The sequence below is a fragment of the Luteibacter sp. 329MFSha genome (genome assembly GCF_900111665.1).
In the GTDB taxonomy this organism is placed as follows: Bacteria; Pseudomonadota; Gammaproteobacteria; order Xanthomonadales; family Rhodanobacteraceae; genus Luteibacter.
Window position 1 is genome coordinate 1,960,309 of record NZ_FOJE01000001.1, and the last position, 19,738, is coordinate 1,980,046.

Annotated in this window: 16 protein-coding genes; 7 read left to right on the forward strand and 9 right to left on the reverse strand. The window is 70.2% G+C overall.

What is annotated here, in order from left to right:
• Window positions 1-3: 3 nt before the first annotated feature.
• From miaB to tssA, 7 genes are all read left to right on the forward strand, one after another.
• Window positions 4-1,353: a tRNA (N6-isopentenyl adenosine(37)-C2)-methylthiotransferase MiaB gene (miaB, locus tag BMW54_RS08835; protein WP_090054677.1), complete on the forward strand. Its 1,350-nt coding sequence runs from the start codon at window positions 4-6 to the stop codon at window positions 1,351-1,353.
• Between the two features lie 5 nt (window positions 1,354-1,358).
• Window positions 1,359-2,339: a PhoH family protein gene (locus BMW54_RS08840; protein ID WP_090054678.1), complete on the forward strand. Its 981-nt coding sequence runs from the start codon at window positions 1,359-1,361 to the stop codon at window positions 2,337-2,339.
• Complete coding sequence (gene ybeY / locus BMW54_RS08845) at window positions 2,336-2,797, forward strand: rRNA maturation RNase YbeY (RefSeq protein WP_090054680.1); 462 nt, start codon at window positions 2,336-2,338, stop codon at window positions 2,795-2,797. Before BMW54_RS08840 ends, ybeY begins: the two co-directional genes overlap by 4 nt.
• Window positions 2,798-2,899: 102 nt before the next feature.
• The gene (locus BMW54_RS08850) at window positions 2,900-3,748 is read left to right on the forward strand and encodes an HlyC/CorC family transporter (RefSeq protein ID WP_090054681.1); all 849 of its coding nucleotides are present in this window, start codon (window positions 2,900-2,902) and stop codon (window positions 3,746-3,748) included.
• A complete protein-coding gene (locus tag BMW54_RS08855; RefSeq protein ID WP_090054683.1) occupies window positions 3,748-4,956 on the forward strand; it encodes a lipoprotein N-acyltransferase Lnb domain-containing protein in 1,209 nt (402 codons plus the stop codon). Before BMW54_RS08850 ends, BMW54_RS08855 begins: the two co-directional genes overlap by 1 nt.
• Before the next feature lie 270 nt (window positions 4,957-5,226).
• Entirely contained in the window at window positions 5,227-6,213 is a 987-nt protein-coding gene (locus BMW54_RS08860) for a LysR family transcriptional regulator (RefSeq protein WP_090054685.1), read from the forward strand.
• On the forward strand, window positions 6,200-7,207 hold the full coding sequence (gene tssA, locus BMW54_RS08865; RefSeq protein WP_090054687.1) for a type VI secretion system protein TssA: 1,008 nt from the start codon (window positions 6,200-6,202) through the stop codon (window positions 7,205-7,207). The genes BMW54_RS08860 and tssA overlap by 14 nt, the downstream gene beginning before the upstream one ends.
• A gap of 71 nt (window positions 7,208-7,278) precedes the next feature.
• Here the strand turns inward: tssA and BMW54_RS08870 are convergent, their stop codons facing one another.
• From BMW54_RS08870 to BMW54_RS18810, 9 genes are read right to left on the reverse strand one after another with little or no spacing between them, the layout of a single operon-like run.
• Complete coding sequence (locus tag BMW54_RS08870; RefSeq protein WP_090054689.1) at window positions 7,279-7,569, reverse strand: hypothetical protein; 291 nt, start codon at window positions 7,567-7,569, stop codon at window positions 7,279-7,281.
• Complete coding sequence (locus BMW54_RS08875; protein WP_090054690.1) at window positions 7,569-10,475, reverse strand: bifunctional serine/threonine-protein kinase/formylglycine-generating enzyme family protein; 2,907 nt, start codon at window positions 10,473-10,475, stop codon at window positions 7,569-7,571. The genes BMW54_RS08870 and BMW54_RS08875 overlap by 1 nt, the downstream gene beginning before the upstream one ends.
• Window positions 10,472-11,197: a PP2C family protein-serine/threonine phosphatase gene (locus BMW54_RS08880; protein ID WP_090054692.1), complete on the reverse strand. Its 726-nt coding sequence runs from the start codon at window positions 11,195-11,197 to the stop codon at window positions 10,472-10,474. Before BMW54_RS08880 ends, BMW54_RS08875 begins: the two co-directional genes overlap by 4 nt.
• A complete protein-coding gene (gene tagF / locus BMW54_RS08885; protein WP_139206073.1) occupies window positions 11,194-11,751 on the reverse strand; it encodes a type VI secretion system-associated protein TagF in 558 nt (185 codons plus the stop codon). Before tagF ends, BMW54_RS08880 begins: the two co-directional genes overlap by 4 nt.
• The gene (gene tssM / locus BMW54_RS08890) at window positions 11,748-15,281 is read right to left on the reverse strand and encodes a type VI secretion system membrane subunit TssM (RefSeq protein ID WP_090054695.1); all 3,534 of its coding nucleotides are present in this window, start codon (window positions 15,279-15,281) and stop codon (window positions 11,748-11,750) included. The genes tagF and tssM overlap by 4 nt, the downstream gene beginning before the upstream one ends.
• Entirely contained in the window at window positions 15,278-16,567 is a 1,290-nt protein-coding gene (gene icmH, locus BMW54_RS08895) for a type IVB secretion system protein IcmH/DotU (protein ID WP_090055859.1), read from the reverse strand. The genes tssM and icmH overlap by 4 nt, the downstream gene beginning before the upstream one ends.
• Window positions 16,564-17,910: a type VI secretion system baseplate subunit TssK gene (tssK, locus tag BMW54_RS08900; RefSeq protein ID WP_090054697.1), complete on the reverse strand. Its 1,347-nt coding sequence runs from the start codon at window positions 17,908-17,910 to the stop codon at window positions 16,564-16,566. The genes icmH and tssK overlap by 4 nt, the downstream gene beginning before the upstream one ends.
• Entirely contained in the window at window positions 17,907-19,208 is a 1,302-nt protein-coding gene (tagH, locus tag BMW54_RS08905) for a type VI secretion system-associated FHA domain protein TagH (RefSeq protein WP_175472814.1), read from the reverse strand. The genes tssK and tagH overlap by 4 nt, the downstream gene beginning before the upstream one ends.
• Complete coding sequence (locus tag BMW54_RS18810) at window positions 19,205-19,735, reverse strand: DUF6931 family protein (protein ID WP_175472815.1); 531 nt, start codon at window positions 19,733-19,735, stop codon at window positions 19,205-19,207. The genes tagH and BMW54_RS18810 overlap by 4 nt, the downstream gene beginning before the upstream one ends.
• Between the last annotated feature and the right edge of the window lie 3 nt (window positions 19,736-19,738).

Here is a 19,738-nt window from a genome sequence, read left to right on the forward strand (position 1 = left end):
CCCATGAGCGGCAAGCTTTTCATCAAGACCCACGGCTGCCAGATGAACGAGTACGACTCGGCCAAGATGGCCGACGTGCTGCTGGCGTCGCACGGGCTGGAACTGACGCAGGACGAGGCCGAGGCCGACGTCATCCTGGTCAACACCTGCTCGATCCGCGAGAAGGCCCAGGAAAAAGTCTTCAGCCAGCTCGGCCGGTGGAAGGCGCACAAGCAGGGCGGCAAGCCCGTGCTCATCGGCGTCGGCGGCTGCGTGGCCTCGCAGGAAGGCGACGCGATCATCAAGCGCGCGCCGTTCGTCGACCTCGTCTTCGGCCCGCAGACGCTGCATCGCCTCCCGGAAATGATCGAAGCCCAGCGTGCCAGCGGCAAGGCGCAGGTGGACATCAGCTTCCCGGAGATCGAGAAGTTCGACAGCCTGCCCGAGCCCCGCGCGGAAGGCCCCACCGCCTTCGTGTCGATCATGGAAGGCTGCTCGAAGTACTGCTCGTACTGCGTCGTGCCGTACACGCGTGGCGAGGAGATCAGCCGGCCGTTTGACGACGTCATCGTCGAAGTGGCGCAGCTCGCCGCGCAGGGCGTGCGCGAGGTCAACCTGCTCGGCCAGAACGTCAACGCGTATCGCGGCCCGATGCACGACGGCGGCACCGCCGACCTCGCGGTGCTGATCCACGCCATCGCGCAGATCGACGGCATCGGCCGCATCCGCTTCACCACGTCGCATCCGCTGGAGTTCTCGGACTCTCTGATCGAGGCCTATGCGAACGTGCCGCAGCTGGCGAACTACCTGCATCTTCCGGTGCAGGCCGGTTCGGATCGCATCCTCGCGGCGATGAAGCGCGGCTACACGGCGCTGGAATTCAAGCAGAAGATCCGCAAGCTGCGCGCCGTGCGTCCGGACATCTGCATCTCGTCGGACTTCATCGTGGGCTTCCCCGGCGAAACCGACGACGACTTCGAGAAGACGATGAAGCTGATCGGCGACGTCGGCTTCGACCAGAGCTTCTCCTTCATCTTTTCCTCGCGCCCCGGCACGCCGGCCGCCAACCTGCCGGACGACACGTCCGACGAGGTCAAGCACGCGCGCCTGTCGCGCCTGCAGGCCGCGATCAACGAGAACGCCCGCCGGATCAACGAGGCCATGGTCGGCACCGTCCAGCGCGTGCTCGTCGAGAAGCCCAGCCGCAAGAACCCGAACGAAATGACCGGACGCACCGAAAACATGCGCTACGTGAATTTCCCCGGTCATGCCCGCATGATCGGCCAGTTCATCGACGTGACGATCACCGAGGCCATGAGCAATTCGCTCCGCGGCCGCGTGGTCCTCGGCGACGAGGTCGCCCTAGCCTCGTGAATGCCATGAGCCAGCTTTCCCAACGCGATTTCGCCCTCGATCCCGAGGACAACGCCCGCCTCGCCAACCTCTGCGGTCCGCTCGACGAGCACATCCGCCAGATCGAGCTGCGGCTCGGTATCGAGGTCGACCACCGTGGCAGCCTCTTCCGCGTGATCGGCGACGAAGCCGCCGCGAAAGCCGGCGAGCAGGTGCTGCGCGCGCTCTACGACGCGACCGAGCACGAGACGCTCAACGGCCAGGTGATCAACCTCCGCCTGGCCGAATCCGGCATCGACGCCCTGAACGAGCAGGCGGCGGAGTCGGCGCAGGAGGTCGTGATCAAGGTCAAGCGTGGCGTGATCAAGGGCCGCGGCCCCAACCAGGCCCGCTACCTCCACGCCATCACCACGCACGACATCAACTTCGGCGTCGGCCCGGCCGGTACCGGCAAGACCTACCTCGCCGTCGCCAGCGCCGTCGAGGCGCTCGAGGCCAACCGCGTCCAGCGCGTCCTGCTGGTGCGCCCCGCGGTCGAGGCCGGCGAGAAGCTCGGCTTCCTGCCCGGCGACCTCAGCCAGAAGATCGATCCGTACCTGCGTCCGCTGTACGACGCCCTGTACGAGATGGTCGGCTTCGAGAAGGTGTCCAAGCTGATCGAGCGCAACGTGATCGAGATCGCGCCGCTCGCCTACATGCGCGGCCGCACGCTCAACGATGCCTACGTGATCCTCGACGAGGCGCAGAACACCACCGTCGAGCAGATGAAGATGTTCCTGACCCGCATCGGCTTCGGCTCCGTGGCGGTGATCACGGGCGACGTCTCGCAGGTCGACCTGCCCCGCCACATCCGCTCCGGACTGCGTCACGCCATCGAGGTGCTGCGCGGCGTGGACGGCATCAGCTTCACGTTCTTCACCTCGCGCGACGTGGTGCGCCATCCGCTGGTGGCCAAGATCGTGCGCGCCTACGAGGCCTTCGAGCAGAAGCAGGACGAGGCGCAATGAGCCGTGTCGAGGTCGCGGTCGGCTACGCCGCGCCGCGCAAGGGCGTGCCGGCCCCGGCGAGCTTCCGCCGCTGGGTCGAGGCCGCGCTGAAGGGCGCCCGCCGCCGCAAGGCGTCGGAAGTGGCCATCCGCATCGTCGACGCCGACGAGGGCCAGGCCCTGAACCTGCAGTACCGGGGCCGCGATTACGCCACCAACGTCCTGTCGTTTCCCGCCGACCTGCCGCCCGGCCTCGATCTTCCGCTGATCGGCGATCTGGTGATCTGCGCCCCCGTGGTGGCCCGCGAGGCCGCCGAACAGGGCAAGAAACCCGCCGACCACTGGGCCCACCTCACCGTCCACGGCACCCTCCACCTGCTGGGCTACGACCACATCGACGAGGCCGAGGCCGAGGCGATGGAAGCCCTGGAGACGAAGGTGCTGGCCGGACTCGGCATCGCCGACCCGTACCTGGCCTGATCGGCGATTCGCGGCGTAGCCGCGACCCGGCGCCCTGAACCGTCACGTAAATTCCGCTAGACTGACCCTTCCGCCCCCTGCTGGGCTGAACCACAAAGAGTAATGAACGAGGACCCTGGTAGTACCAACGGCCCGGCTCACCGATCCTGGTGGGACCGACTGGGCCACATGTTTTCCGGCGAGCCCCGCAACCGCGACGAACTGATCGAGGAACTGCGGACCGCCCAGGCCAACGGCCTGCTTTCGAACGACACCCTGACCATGGTCGAGGGTGCGATCAAGGTCACCGAGCTCAGCGTCGACGATGTCATGGTGCCGCGCGCCCAGATCGTCAGCCTCCCCGCCGACGCCCCCCTCCCCGACATCCTCGCGACCGTGGTCGAATCCGGCCATTCGCGCTTCCCCGTGCATGGCGAAGACAAGGACGAGGTGCTGGGCATCCTGCTCGCGAAAGACCTCCTGAAGTACTTCGGCCAGAGCGAAGGCTGCGACGTGCGCGCCCTGCTCCGTCCCGCCGTCCTGATCCCGGAATCGATGCGCCTGAACGTGCTGCTGGCGGAATTCCGCCTGACGCGCAATCACATGGCGCTCGTGGTCGACGAGTACGGCGGTGTCGCCGGGCTCATCACCATCGAGGACGTCCTCGAGCAGATCGTCGGAGAAATCGACGACGAGCACGACGACGAGGAAGACCCGGTGCTGGTGCAGGCCCTCGACGGGGGCGGCTTCGCGGTCAGCGCGCTCACGCCGATCGCCGATTTCAACGAGATCGCCGGCGCCCATTTCTCGGACGAGGAATTCGACACCGTCGGCGGCATGATCACCTCGGAGTTCGGCCATCTGCCGGCCGTGGGCGAGGAGATCGGCGTCGGCAACTTCCTCTTCCGTGTCACGGAGGCCGACGACCGCCGCGTCCAGGCGTTCCACGTCACCCGCGCGAACGGCGGCTGATGCGGTTCGTCCTGTTTCTCCTGATCACCCTGTGCTTCACCCCGCTCGCGAGGGCGGGGATCGTCGACGCACCCGCGGCGAACCTCGAGGTCTCGCTGATGACCTACGGCCCGGGCGACATCTACTGGGAACGGTTCGGTCACGACGCGCTGGAGATCCGCGACACGGTCAGCGGCGAGTCGATCGCGTTCAACTGGGGCGTGTTCGACTTCGACCAGAAGGGTTTCCTGCTCAATTTCGCGCGCGGCATCATGGCTTACCGCATGGACGCGGAGACGACGCAGTCGGACGTCGATTTCTACGCCAGCGAAGGCCGCTACGTCCGCCGGCAGCGCCTGGCCCTCGACGACGCGCAGAAGCAGATCCTGCGGCGCGCGGTCCTGTGGAACATCCGGCCCGAGAACGCCGGCTACCACTACGATTACTACGTCGACAACTGCACCACGCGCGTGCGCGACATGCTGGACAACGCGCTCGGCGGCGCGCTGAGCGAGCAGTGGACCGGCACGCCCGGCGGCATGACCTACCGCGAGCAGACCGCGCGCCTGATGAGCAACCAGGCCTGGTTGATGCTCGGCATGGACCTCGGCCTCGGCCCGTTCGCCGACCAGCCGATGACGGCCTGGACCGAAGCCTTCCTGCCGATGACGCTCGAAGAACAGATCCGCCACGTCCGCATCGGCGAAGGCCCTGCCTCCCGCGCGCTGGTGATCGACGAGGCCACGCTGTCGCCGAACCGCCTCGTGCCGCCGCCCGACACGGCGCCCGACCTGCGCTGGCCGCTGCTGGGCGCGGGCGTGGCGCTCGCCGTCCTCCTCGCGCTGCCGGTGTTCACCCGCCAGCGTGTCGCACGCACCGTGTTCGCCGTCGCGGCGACGGCCTTCGTCGTCTTCGCCGGTCTCGCGGGCCTGTTCATGCTCGGCCTGTGGACGTTGACGCTGCATCGCTCGGCGTGGGGCAATTTCAACCTCCTTGCCTATCAGCCGCTCGCGCTGCTGCTGATCCCCGGCATCTGGCGCCTGCGTCGTGCCGGCCGCCCCATGGGCCGTTTCACGCCGCGCATCGCGGCGATCTCGTTCGCGGCCGCCGTGATCGGCCTGCTGCTGCATCTGTGGCCGGAGTTCCCGCAGCGGAACATGCCCTGGCTGCTTTTCGCGGTGCCGTGCTGGGCGGCGCTGTTCGCGAGCTTCTGCCGGCGGCACGACTGACGCTCGCTCGCGAGCACATTCGCGCACGCTCCGCCTCGCTCGATTGGGGGATTCCCCGGAGGCGCATCCATGGCACTAATGGACGTCCATTCCGCATGGAAGGCGACAGCGAGACGCATCCCCGACGTCGCTGACGCCTGTCCGTAAAAACTGCGGACCACGTCACGAAACACCACGTTGCCAGCGCGTCGTTCGGGACGCACATGGATAGTGCGCCCTCGCCGAACGTCCTGCATTCGTCCCCACGGGTGCCTGGCACACCGCCAATCGATGAACCTGAAACCGAGCGACCTTCCCCTGCTGGTCTCCCTCGACATGCTGCTCGAAGAGCGGAACGTCACGCGTGCCGCTTCGAAACTGCATGTCAGCCAACCCGCGCTGTCCGCGCAGCTCGCGCGGCTGCGGCGTTTGTTCAAGGATCCCCTGCTCGTCCCGTCCGAAACGGGCCGTGGCATGGTGCCCACGCCCAAGGCCGAGGAGATGGCCACGGCCCTGCGCGACGCGCTGTCCCAGCTTGGCGCGCTGGGCGATCCCAGCGATACGTTCGATCCCTCCACCGACGGCGCCACGTTCCGCATCGGTGGCTCGTTCAGCGCGATCGGCACGTTCGCGAAGCCCCTGATCGCGGCGCTGCACGCGTGGCGGAACAGCGACCTCCGCATCACGTTCCGCACCGGTTGCGAGATCGCGGACGTGCTCGCGCGCTTCGAGAACGGCGAGGTCGACATCCTCCTCGCGCCCAACGAGCAGATCCCGTCGTCGCTGAAGATGCGCCCGTTGATGGCCGACGAGTTCGTCATGCTCCAGCGCAAGGGCCATCCGCGCGGTACGTCACCCGTCACCCTCGACGAATACTGCTCCCTCGGGCATCTCGTCATCTCGGACTCCGGACGGACGACCGGACTCATGGACGACCGCCTGAAAGAGATCGGCCGTTCGCGCGACGTGCTCGTCTCCGCGCCGGTGGGCGATTCGATCGGCCCCATCCTCAATGCGACCGACCTCGTCTGCACGCTGCCGCAAAGCATGGTGGAAGCGGTGGGCCCGGGCGTCGAGGCCTATGCCATTCCCTTCGACATGCCCGACATGTCCCTGGCGATGGCCTGGCACAGCCGCCTGGACAAGCAACCGGCCCACCGCTGGCTGCGCGACGAGCTGATCCGCGTCAGCCGCACGCTGCATCCCACGCGCCACGTGGAGCCACAGAAGAGCCTCCTTCCGATGATCATCGACCGAGTACGCGATGGATACCATTGACACCCTGCTCATGCCCATCGAGGCCGACGCCCCGTGCGGACCGAACCTCGAATACGACGCGGCCTTTCTCGCGCTCGAGACGCTGGCAGCGCCACGCGGCGAACGCGCCATCGGCGACACGGTGAAGCAGGCCGAGGAACCCGAGTGGCGCGATGTCGCCCGGCAGGCGGAGCAGCTCGCGACACGCACGCACGATCTGCGCGTCGCGATCCATCTCGCCACGGCACGCCTGCGTACCGAGGGATGGGAGGCGTGGGCCGCGACCATCGCGCACGTGCGAGGTTTGCTCGAACGTTATTGGGACGACGTGCATCCCGCGCTCGACGACGGCGACGCCATGGAGCGCGTCAGCGCCCTCGCCGCGCTCTCTGCGCCGGAGGCCATGCTCGGGCACCTGCGTCAGGCGCCCCTGCTCGCCGCCGATCGCGTCGGCGCTTTTTCGCTTCGCGACCTGCGCGTGTTGAGCGGCGCGCTCAAGCCGGGTGACGGGATCTCCGTCGTCACGCAGGAGCATGTCGACGCCGTGATGCAGCAGGTCGACACCGATGCGTTGGTCCGCCTCCACACGGCCGTCGTCGGTGCGCTCGACGACGCGCGCGCCGTCGCCGCGACGTTCGACGAACGCACGCCCGGCACGGGCCCGGAGCTCGATCCCCTGCTGCGCGACCTGCGCGAGGTGCAGGCGTTCCTCCAGCCGTATCTCGCCGTGCGCGCACCGGCGTCCGTCGAAGGCATCGCGCCGGGTTCCGACGAGCCGGGTGCGGTGGCTGCCACGACGGCCGACGCCCGCGGACCGATCCGCGGCACCGCGGACGTGGTCCGCCTGCTCGACGAGATCTGCGCGTGGTACGCGACGCACGAACCGTCCAGTCCGATTCCCGCGCTGTTGCAACGCGCGAAAGGTCTCGTCGGACTCGGCTTCACCGACCTGCTCAAGGCACTCGCACCGGGTGGGTTGTCGGAGTTCCAGGTGCTGGCGGGTGACGGCGACTGAGTCCGCGCCTTCGTGTCTCACGCGCCAGCTCGAGGGCACGGCCCCAAAATATGTCGCGCGCAGGCGCGCTCCTACAGATAGACGCGCAGCGACGCCGCGGCGGCCAGCAGGATCGCGCCAACCCACCAGGCCCACGAGGTCCATCGGCGCTCGCGCGCAGGCACGACAGGCCGCACCGGCAACACCGTCACCACCGCGCCGGCGGGCCGGCGCAACGTATGCGTCGCACCGCCCCGACGCCGTGCGAGCGAGCGCAGCAGCATCCGCCGGCGCAGCCGGTACTCCGGCGTGTCGATACGGCGACCGCTGTGCGCCGCGTTGAGCGCGGCGAGTTCCCCGTCGACGCTGGCTTCCCAGTCCATCAGCGAATCTCCCGGACGAGACGGAAACCGACATCGCGCTGCGCCGTGCCGTCGCTGTCGCGCACAGTGTCGACGGAACAGGCATCGCCCCCGCTGCGATAGCTGCCGCCGCGCATGACGACGCCACGGCCCTTCGTGGTCCACTCCCACACGCTGCCGGTGAGATCCACGAGCCCCCACGGGTTGGCGCTACCGTGGGCGCTGAAATCGGGCGCCTTCACCAGGCGGCCGAGGCCGGACGAATCGGCGCCGCAGTTGCCGTCCTTGCTGTCCCAGTTGCCCTTCGCGTGGGCGGCGAGCAGCCACTCGTCGTCGGTCGGCAAGCGATACACGTGCCCGCTGACCTGCGTCAGCCAGGCGGCGTAGCGCTGCGCGAAGGCGACCGGAATCGACCGCGCCGGCTCCGTCGCCGCGACGCCGCGCGAGACCGCGCAGGTGCGCGTGGCGCGACAGAACTGGTCGAGGTTCGCGATCGTGATCTCCGTGCGCGTCATCGCGAAGGGCTTCGGCGAGCGCGGTATCACGACCATCGCGGGCCCGTACGCGCCGACCGCGAACGTATCGAAGCATTCGCGCGCCGACCCCGCCAGGCCGCGGCGGCCACAGGGATCCGGTGGCGTCGTCGCGACCGGATGCATCTTGCCGATCACGGCGGACAGCGATCCCTCGGGCAGCAGCTTCGACGTGACCATCGCGGCTTCGAGGTCCTTGAGGCCCTGCGGGTCCGTGGTCTGCACGGCCGCCAGGCGCTTGCGCAGATCGTCCTGCGCGGCGGGGGCGACACCGGGCGCTTTCGCCGCGGTCATCACGGCGACCGCGAGGTCGTAGCGCGTCTGCGCGCGACGCAGGTCGTCCCGTTCGCCGATCACCGACAGCGCGTTGTCGATCCGCTCCGCGGCGTCTTTCCAGTGACCCGCGCGGCATGCCTCGCGGGCCGCGTCGAGATACGCGCCCGTGAGCAGGTTGGCGGCCTCGTCGTCGGTCTCGACGGCACCCCCGTCGATACGGCGAAGATCCTGGAAGCTTTCTACGGCCTTGGGCAGGTCGCCCGCCGCCGCCGCGTGGCGCAGCGATTCGAGGCGTGCCTCGTGCTCGGCATGCTGCAGGTCCGGTGCCGCGGCCGTCGACGCCGCGGCGGGCGCGGCAGCCAGAGGGCCAGCCACCGACGCGGCTTTCGCGGGTGCCGTCGCATCGGCGAGCGCGATGGCTCGCGCCGCGAGCCGCGTGGACGACGGATACACCCGGCGCGCGATCGCCAGACGTTGTCCGGCGGTCTGCATGTCTCCGGCCGCCATGCTCTCGCCCACGGCCATGTCGAGCTTGAGCTCGAGTTCGGGGTTCGTCAGCAGGCGGCTCGCCGGGTCGATCCGGCGGATGCGCGCCAGGATCGCGGGCACGTCGTCGCTGGCGTCGCCGAACAGGCGGCCGCCGAGGATCGCCTGGCTCAACGCCGTGTCGAGCCGGTTCAGCGCGTCGTCGCGTTCGTGCGTCACCTCCTCGCGCCGTCGATCCAGTTTCGGCGCGAAGCTCTTCAGGTCCGCGCGAAGCGCGAAGGTGCGCGTCGCGCCCGGGTAATCGAACTGGCCTTTCGCCGGATCCCAGTGCGTCGCCACGAGACGGACGAGGAAGCCGTCGATCGCGTCGGCGCCGTCGACCACGACGCGCCGGCGCTCGTCGCCGTCGAGCGCCGCGAGCGCCGTGCGCAGGTCGTCTTCGTTGCGATAGCCATCGGGCTGGCCCGGCGCGAGGCGGCGCAGCGTGTCGGCCACATGATGTCGCTCGGCCTGCGCGGACGCGAACCACGCGCCACCACCGGCGAGCGCGAGGGCGACCGCGGCGGCGACGAGCCACGGCGTCGCGCGTTCGCGCCAGCGGCGCGGACGCAGCGCGGCGAGCAGCACGCCGATGTCGCTGCCCCGCCGGGCTCCGTCGAAGGCGACGGCATCGCACAGCGCCTTGTACTGACGCTTGTCGAGTCCGGGCACGGCCGGTGGCCGGCGGCCGTGCGCGAGCGCTTCTTCCGCGCTCTCCTTGTCGAACGGGTGGCGGCCCGTGAGCAGTTCGAACACGACGCAGCCGAACGCGTAGATGTCGTCGGCCGGCGACGGTGGCTTGCCCTGCAGCATCTCCAGGCTCGCATAGGCCGGCGTCATCGCACCGAGCGTGCCGGCGTCGAACACCGTGCGGTCGTCGCCGCCGTCCGCGCCGATCTTGCCGGCGCGCGCGATCCCGAAATCGAAGACCTTGGCGACGCCCGCCGACGTCACCATGACGTTGCCCGGCTTGAAGTCCGAGTGCACGATGCCGGCGCCGTGCGCGCGTCCCAGCGCTTCACCCATGCCCGCGATGAGCGGCCACGCCTCGGCGAACGGCATGCCGTCGCGCGCCTTGCCACGGATCAGCGCGCGCAGGTCGCTGCCTTCGACGTACTCCATCGTCATGAAGACGTTGGTGCCGTCCTTGTCGAAATCGTAGACGCGCACGATGTGGTCGTTGGCGACCTGCTGCGCGCGCCGTGCTTCGCGCTGCAGCGCGACCAGCGCGTCCGGGTGCTTGCGGAAGTCGTCGTTGAGCACCTTGACCGCCACGTACGGATCGCGGTCGCGCGCCTCCACCTTGCGCTCGTCGCGCGCCAGGTACACCACGCCCATGCCGCCACGCCCGAGCTCGCGCTCCATGAAGAAGCGCCCCTTGAGCAGGCTGCCCACGCCGATGCGTTCGCCCTGCGCCATGTCGGCGATGCGCCGCCATCCGCTTTCGCCCGTGCCTCGCGAGGCCGTGCCGGTCGCCGTGCCTTCCGCCGTCGCGCCGTGCAGCGGCTTGACGACCGTGGCGTCGTCCTGGGCGCCCGCGGCGGAGCCGCGCAGCGGATCGACGCGGGTCGCGTCGTCGTCGTGTTCGTTCATCGTGTTTCCTCGAAATCGTCGAGCCGTACCACCACGGCGGACACGTTGTCGCGGCCCGCGCGTGCCAGCGCGCCGTCCATCAGTTCGCCCACCACCGCGTCCGGCGTCGCATGGCGCCGGCAACAGGCTTCGATGTCCGCGTCGCCGAGTTCCTTGTTGATCCCGTCCGAGCACAGCACGAAGGACATCCCGCGACGCCTCGGCACGATCTTCCAGTCCACGTAGAGGCGGTCTTCCGCGCCGACCGCGCGAGTGAGCACACCCGCCGCCGCGTGCGCCGGGTGCGCGCCGAAGCGCGTCTCGTCGCCGCGATCGCCATGTACGTGATCGCGGGTGAGCAGGCGCAGGCGGTCGTTCTCGAAGCAGTACGCGCGGCTGTCACCGACCCACCCGCAGAGCATCGCGTCGCGCGTGTGCACGAGGATCACCACGGTCGACGCGATCGCGTCGACGTGCCGCTCGGCGGCCATCCTTCGCAACGCGTGATTGACGCGAAGCAGCTCGTCCTCGATCGCGTCGATACGGTCGGCGACGTCGTCCACCACCGGCAGCGCGCGCAGCCGCTCGACGACGAGACGGCTGGCCACGTCGCCCGCCGCGTGGCCGCCCAGACCGTCGGCCACCGCCCAGAGCCCCAGCTCGGGCGCATCGAGGATGGCGTCTTCGTTATGCCGGCGAACGTGACCGGTTTCGGTCCGGCCCGCCGATCGGAACAGGGTCATGCGATGCTTTCCTCGTTGAAATCGGGCAGCCCGCGCGTGAACACGCCGGCGCCCGGATCGTCGCCCCGCCACACGAGAGCTCGCATGGCATCGGGTCGTGGCGTGTCCCACGCCGCCGATGTCGCGGAGGGCTCCGGCAGCGACGACACGGCGACATCGAACGCCTCGGGCCCGACGTCGCCGACGGCGTCGCGCAGCGCGTCCTCGGCCATGCGGAACCACATGCCACCGGGCAGCGGTGGCCAACCACCGGCGTCGGACGGTAGGGACGCAGCGATCACCAGCGGATAGACGCGACCGGCGCGATCGCGCGACGGTGCCACGACGCCGACCCACGCGCGCGGACCACAGACATGGGATGCGAGCGCGAAACGCGTGGCGGGTATCGCGAGAAAGCGCTGGCGCCAGTCGTCGCCATCGCGATCCGCCATCGCCGCGAGGCGCATCTGCCAATGCCGGTCCCATGGCTCGACGAAGTCGCCCGGCACGCGGCGCTGGACGAAGTCGCCGACGCCGGGCAACTTGCCATGGAAGCCCGCCATCGGCCGCGTCATGCCGGGCACCGGAAACGGTGCACGCTGCCATCGCCGAAGGGATTCCGCAGGCTCGCCGCTTCGATGTCGACATTGGCACGCGCCGAGCCGAAACCGAACGTCGCACCGAAGCGTGTTTCCGTGCGTCGTTGCAGAGACGCCGCGTCGAGCGCATGGAACAGGCCCCACTCGCCCGGATAGCTCAGCGTCGGAAGCGGCTCGCCGGACGTATCCCACGCGCTGACGCGCGTCGCGCCCGGCTTCGGTCCCGGCCACTGCATCGCCACGGGCTGCGCGGGCTCGCCGGCCTTGTATTCGAACGTCTGGCCGTCGATGTCGATGGTCAGGCGCCCGATGCCTTCGGGCGGCGTGGTGATCGACACGGTGAAGCCGACCTGCGGCTGCGGGCCGTCGCGGAAATACGTCTGGCGGATCGCGTCGGCGACCTGCGCCTGCGCCAGCACGCCCGCCGCGCCGTTGGCGGAGGTCGCGTCCCGGAAGCGCCAGGCCGTTCCGCTCGTATCGACGACGCGTGACAACGACTGGCGGAAGAACGCGTCGAAGCGCCCGCCGTTGCCGAACAGCGCCGCGAAATCCTGCACCGGAATATCGTTGCGGCTGCCCGCGACGAAGGGATAGCGGCCCTGTACGAATCGGTCGCAGTCGGCGCCCGCCGCCTGGCGGAAGCCGCCGGCGAGCGCACCGCTCGCGCCCTTCCCCACCAGCGTCTCGCTGTTGCCGGCGAGTCCGCCCAGCCACGACGACAGGGGTGGCGGCAGTTGCGCGGCCTCCTGGCGAGCCGTCGCCAGCGCGGGGTCCGTCTGGCCGATGCTGTCCGCACCGGGACGCACCGTGAGCAGCGTCTTGCTGAGCTGCTCGAACGTCGCCATCGTCCGGTCCAGCGGCGTCGCTCCCGCGCCGCCGTCCGTGAGGCGGTTGATCGCCGCGAAATGCTCGACGATGGGCGCATCCGCCGGCGCCGCCGAACGAATGTTCGCGGGGCGCGCGCCTTCGGCGATCACGCGAGCGATCTCGTTCCGGCTGCCGACGCGCTGCGTCGCGCGCGCCTTCGCCGCATCGGCGATCCGGTCCGCGGGATCGGTTGAAGGTGCTGGCGCGCGCAACAGATCGGTCGTGTTGTCGCGCACGAGCAGGAGCAGCGCCTTCAGCGGCGACCCTGGCCCCGCGAGGCGCGAGGCGACTCCGCTGGCTTCCTGCACGGTCGCCACCGGCTGGATCTCGAGACCGCCGATCAGACCATCCCACGCCCGGATGTAATCGTCGACGTAGAGGCCGCGCACCTGCGTCGCGAGCGACGCACGGCGCAACGGATCGGCCGCGGTGGCGCCGAAGACCCAGTCGTCCTTCACGAAGCGGTCGACCGCTTGCGCGATGCGTCCGGGCGGCGTCTCGCTGACCATGCTCGCGAACACCGGGCGCGTGTAGAGCGCGGGCACCGGTTTCGCCAGGGAGGCACCGTCGCGACGGCGGAACACCTCGCCCAGCAATCCGAGCGTGCGGTCGAGACGCACGGGTGCGTCGCCGCTGGCCGCCTCGTCGATCTTCAGTCCGCCATAGATCAGTGTCGCCAGGTCGGCCGCCCGCAGGGTCGCGCGCGCCGACTCCACGAGCCCGCCGTCGACCGGCAGCGCGCGCAGCGTGTCCTCACCCTCGAAGAGGACGCGGAAGTGGTCTTCGAGCGCCTGCACCAGGGTGTCTTCGTCCGGGAACACCTCGCGCCAGCGTTCACCGGCGAACAGCACCAGCTGCGCATCGTCCCGGTGCGCGGGCTCGCCGAGCATGAGGTATCCCTTGAGGATGGTGTACAGGCGCTGCGGATCGTCCGCCGCGTCCCTCAGCCCGTCGCGGAACTGCAGCGCCAGGCCGGGCAGCACGCTCGCCTGGAACTCGCGCGCGCGTGCCGCACGCGTTTCGGCGAACACCGCGTCGCCCTGGAACAGGCCGAAGCGCATCGACCACGGGGTATCGTCGCGCACCTCGTTCGCCACCTGTTCCGCGCGTGCGAGCACGTCGAGCCGTTGCAGCGCCTGCGCGTAGTACGGTCGCAACGAAGCCGTCGCGGCGGGTGCCGCCTCGGGGTAATCGCGCAACGCCTCCGCGACGCGTGCGACGTAGTCGGCATTGCGACCGTAGCTGACCGCCATGCCGACCAGCAGCGCGGCCGTCGCCGTGCCGATGCCTGCGATCGCGGCCGCCTCGGCGATACGTCGACGACGCAGCGCCTGCGGATCCGATCCCACGAAGCCCGCTTCCGGCAGGATCGTCTCCTTCATCAGCCGGGAAACGAAGTACGCGCGTCGCTGCGCCCGCGTGGACGGGGTCGCGGCGGCATGCATGCCGAACGAGCGCCCGACCACCGAGAGCACGCGGTCGATCGGCGTGCCCTCCTGCGTGCCCGAGGTCATGTAGACGCCCCGCAGCAGCGGCGAGCGACCGTAGGCGTGGCGGCCGAACACGGTCGCTACCAGCGGCAGCGCGAGCTCGCGGAGTCCACGCACCTGCTGCGGAAAGGCGAGCACCTGCGCGCGGCGGCGCACGTCGCGTTCGGCATGCATGCGTCCGAGCACGCGCTCGTCGAGACGCGCCAGCAACGCGTCGAACTCGTCGCCGAGGCGTGCGGGCGCGCTGCCGTCGAGGCTCTGCTCCGCCGTGAACGTCGCACCCCAGACCTGCTCCCGTGCGGCGGCGTCGAGCCCGTCGAAGAACGCGAGGAACCCATCGACGAGGTCGCACTTGGTGAACACGAGGTACACCGGCACCGCGATGCCCAGGCGGGTGCCGATGTCGTCGAGGCGCTCGCGCAGCACCGTCGCATGCCGCTGCCGCCCGGCCTCGTCCATCGTCAGCAGTTCCGACGCGCTCACGGTGAGCACGATGCCGTTGACGGGCCGACGACGGCGGTGGCGACGCAGCAGCTGCAGGAATCCATCCCATGCCGAGGCGTCCGCCCGCGGGTCGGAATCCTGCGTCGTGTAGCGGCCCGCGGTGTCGAGGAATACGGCGGTGTCGGTGAACCACCAGTCGCAGTGACGCGTGCCACCGATGCCGGCGACCGAGCGCTTACCGGTGCCGCCTTGCAACGGAAAGTCGAGACCCGAATGCTCGAGCAGGGTGCTCTTGCCCGAACCGGGAGCGCCGATGAGCAGGTACCACGGCAGGTCTTCGAGATGACCGCCGCCAGCGCGACGCTTGCGCAGGAGGGCCAGCGCTTCCGCGAAACGCGTGCGCAGCACCTCGTGCTCGGCGCGCGCGCGCAGGTCCGAGTCGGCGCGCGCGGCGTCGGACCCGGCGAGTTCGGCGCCCATTCGTTCGTCGCGGCGGGCGGCGAGGCGTCGACGGAACAGCAGCGCGCCGATCCAGACGACAGCGACGACGAGGATCGCCACGACGCGCGCGGCGACGCTCGCCAGCGGCTGCGTGTCGCCGATGCCCAGGTACGGGCCACCGAAACCGATCAGCAGCGCGCAACACAGGATGCCGATCGCGGCATGGAACCACGGATGGCGAAGCAGCTCGGTCGCGGACTTCATCCGGCCTCCGGAACGAAAAGAATGTCGACGCGGCGGTTACGCGCGCGATTGGCGGGCACGTCGGCCGGCGTGGCCACCGGCTGGGATGCCCCGGCGCCGCTGGTTTCGATGCGCCGCGGATCGGTGAGGTCGCGGGCGAGTACCGCGCCGACGTTGCGGGCACGCGCGGCCGAAAGTTCCATGTTGTCCTTGAAGCGCAGCGACCTGATTGGCTGGTCGTCGGTGTGTCCGACGACCACGACGCGCCCGCGCACCTGGTTCAGCGCCCGCGCGATGCGCGAGAGCAACGCGGCACGGTCGGCGGCGACATCGGCGCCGCCCGACGGGAACATCTCCGTGCCGGCCAGGCGCAGGACGGCCTGGCCATCGGGTTTCTCGTCGATGCCGAGCGCCCCGCTTCGCTCGTCGTCGGCGAGCAGCGCGCGCAGGCTCGCCGGCGGTCTCTTCGCCGGTGCCGCGCTGGCGGGAAGCGGCACGCCCTGCAGGCCGATCGCCGCGAGACGCGCGCCCACGGGTTCGGCCACACCGTTGAGACGGCCGTGCAGGACGATCCACACGACGACGAGCAGGCATGCGGCACCGAGTGCCGCCATCCACGCCGGCAGGCCGCGACGAACGCGCAGCGGGCGATCCAGGCCACGCCACCGCGGCGACAGCTCGGTCGCCACGCCGGACCGGTACGCCGTGATGCGCCGATAGACGTCCTCGCGACGGTCCGCCAGCCGTGCCACACCGCCGGGCTCGACGAGGTAGCGCCCGCCGAAGCCGAGCGCGAGGCAGAGGTACATCAGTTCCACGAGGTCGGCGTGACGCACCATGTCCTGCGTCAGGCGGTCCAGCAGGACGAAGAACTTCTCGCCGCCGTAGGCCTCGCCATGGAACGTGACCAGGAGCGTCTGCCGCTGCCAGCCGGTGCGCTCGCCCCAGGGCGACTCGAGCACCGCCTCGTCGAGCATCGTGCACAGCACGTAGCGCGCCGTCACGCTCGTCTGGCCATCAACGCCCGCGCGCGCCAGCGTGTCGTCGAACCGACGGATGCCGGCGATCGCGCGATCGCGCAGCACCGTCGGATCGGGCGCGTCGCCGCTGTGGCGAAGCTGCGCGGCGAGCAGGAGGAGCGGATTCGCGGCGCGCAGGATCGGACTCCCCGCCGCCGAAGGAAGCATCTGCGTCACGGCGTCGATCGCCGCGGCGGCGGGACGCGCGGCCACGGGCTCCGGTGCCGGCGCGCTCGGTCGCACGATCGTGGCGTCGTCGTTCACGCCCGGACGGTCGTCGCGTCTCATGACGACGCCCTCACCGCCCACAGTTCGAGATCCAGGCCGTCGAAGCCGTTACCGAAATGCAGCGCGACGCCACCGGAGGTGCGCAGCGTTTTCCACATGGGCGAGGCCTTGTCCAGTTCGAAGTACTGGTAGCCGCTCCGGTACGGAATCTGGCGCGGGGCGCTGGGCAACGACGCCACCGCGATACCCGGCAGCTGAAGGTTGACCAGGTCGCGGATCTTCTCCACCGGCCCGATCTTCGACTGCGTGGGCAGGCGGCGGCGCATGTCGGCGGCCGCGATGTCCGCCTTGGCCGCGAGCACGAAACTGGCGGCGTCGAGCAGGCTCGCATCCGCCAGCGTTCCCACCCATACGCCGAACTTGCGCTGTTGCAGCGGCACGGGAATGGCCGTCTGCTCCAGCACCGCGCTCAGGCTCGTGCGCAGGGCGGCGATCACGGGCTCGAACGATTCGCGAAGGCGGTCGTGACGGTACGGCGGAAACGCCTCGCTGCGCTTGCCGGGCGCGGTGAACGTCGCCAGTTCACCCGCCATGCCGAGCAGGAGGCGATAGAGGTCCTCCGGATGGAGCAGCGGCGCCTCGGCGAGATGCGCCAGCTGCGGCTGGCTGCGATTGACGATCTGCAGCATGAGGAAGTCGGCGAGCTCGGCCGTGCTCGTGCGATCCGTGCCGGCCACGCGCGCGGCGAGCGCCTCGCCGCGCTGGTGCAGCAGCCCCAGCAATTCCGTGATGAAGAGGGACAGCGGGTTCGCCGCGCGGCACGACAACGCCGTCGGGATGAATCCATCGTCGAGCACGACGCGACGATCCGCGCGGCACTCCACGAGGTGCGCCATGGGCAGCTCGACCAGACCCTCCCGCGCCTGCGAACCGACCAGCAGGCGTGCGTCCAGCCCGCCAACCTCGAGCACGACGGTACCCGTGGTACTTCCGGACGCGTCGCCGACCTCCGCTTCGCGCACGCGGAAGCGCGACAGCTGGCCGGACGGCGACGCGTCGGGCCAGCGGCTCTCGGGCTGCGTCGCTTCTCGCAACGGCAGCGTCAGGTACACCGGCTGGTCGCGCCAGTTCGCGTCGATCTCGAGCGGCGGCGGCAGCGGGTCGCGATCCGGCATGGAGAACGGCGTGCCGTCGGGAAACACGCCGCGCGCGCGGCGGATGCCCAGCTTGCCGATCGCGAGGAGGTCGCGCTCGATCTCCAGCTCGTCGAACCCCCAGGGATGCGGGCGCAGCGTCGCGGCGCGAAGCTCGATGTAGCGCTCCGTGTAGCGGTCCTGCTGCTGCATGTGCTGCGGACGAAGGAACAGACCTTCGCTCCACACCACCTTGTTGAATGCGGTCATCGCGTGGCTCCGTCGCGCTTGAAGCGCGCCAGCTGGTCTTCGTAGGCACGGGCGAACTCGTCGCCGAAGAGGCGACGGAACCGCTCCTCGGGGTCGGCGGCGAGTCCCTCGTGGAATGCCCGGTATCGCTCCCAGGGGCCTTTCGCCGCGCCGAACGCGAAGCGGGAGCGACGCGCGCCACCCTCTTCGAAGCGGGCCGGGTCGATCTGGGCGATCAGGTCGTCGAACGCCGCGCGCACTCCCGCGAGCAGCGCGACCTGGTGCAACCGGATATCGTCCATCGCGTCGGCGACGGCGGCTTCGCCGGAAAGGAACGCGTCGTTCGGTGCAGCCAGCAGTCGGTCCAGCGCTTCCGTCGCGGTGGGCGCGAACTTCAGTGGGTTGTTCTCCGAACGGCGGATCAGCGTCGCCGGCATGCGGAAACCGTTCTTCAGTTCGGCACGCGCGCGCAGGACGTCCATCACACCGTCGAGCATGCGCAGGAAAAGCGGTTCGAGACCGGCGCGTGCCGGCGCCGGAGCCTCGCGCTCCGGCGAGGGCGCCGGTGCGGCTGGCGGCACCGATGCGACGGAAGCCGACTCGTTCGCCGCCGGCGTGGGCACGGCAGACGTGTCCGGCATCACGAACACGCTGCGCGTGCTGTCCCAGTGCTCGGGCAATACCGCCCCGGCCGAGGGCGTGGCGGCGGTGTCGACGCGCGGCGGTGCGAGATGATCTTCCATCGGCGACGCGTGGGCCCACGACGGTGCGTCGCCGGACGTCGCGCGTGGCTCGCCGCTCACCGGCAGCATCGTCTGGAACCACGCCAGCGGATCGACCGATCCGCCTGGCCCGGCCTCTCCGATCAGCGCATCCACCGGCGAGCGCAGGGGCGACACGACCGGCGGCGCTACCGCCGGCGCCGCCGCCAGACGCACCGTCCGCGCGGTGTCGGCCGATGCCCGGCGTGCCGTCGTGTGCGCGACGTCGACGGGAGATTCGACCGTGGCAAGCACTTCGAACGTATCGATCTGGATCACGTCGCCGTCGCGCAACACCGCGGGTTCGCCGCGCAGCGCCTCGCCGTTGAGGAGCATGCCGTTGGTGCTGCGGTCCTCGAGGAAATACATGCCGTTGAGGAAGCGCACGATCGCGTGCTGACGCGACACGCCCTGGGCGTGCAGCACCCAGTCGCACTGGTCGGCGCGGCCGATGGTCAGCGCCTCGCCTTCCACGCGGACCGACGTGCGCTCCGCGATGTCGTCGACATGCGTGCCGAGCACGGAAAGGACCAGGCTCGGTCCGTTGAAACGATTCATGGTGAGTCCTCCGGGGCGAGCAGGGGCATGCCGGCGGCGACGAGGGCACGACAGCGCCCGGCGAAGTCGTCGTCCGCCATGGCCAGGGTCAGGAGCGCGCCGGCGGCGACGACGGCCATGAGGTGCGCGGCCACGGGCGCCACTTCGTTGCCGTCGGCGTCGAGCAGGAATCCCTCGGACCAACCCGCGCTCGCGGCGATCAGGGCACCCGCGCCCACGTAGTGGCGTCCGGCCGCGTGCGCCAGCGCGGCGCGGCGGTTCGCTTCGGCGCGGTCGCGCATCCACGCCTCGGCCAGGCGCAGCCCGTCGCGCTCGGTCTCGTCGAGCTCGCTCCCGGCGGCGCACTGGCACAGCCATGGCACGACATAGCCGCGCGGAAGCAGACGCACGAGCAGTCGAAGCGCCTGGGCGGGAAGATCGGCGTCGGTGAGCGCGCGCACCGCCGCGCGCACGGTCAGGTCGTCGCGCAGGAGTCGCAGCGCGTCCGCCTCGAGCGCCATCTCGCGCGCCGCCGTAAGGATGTTCATCGT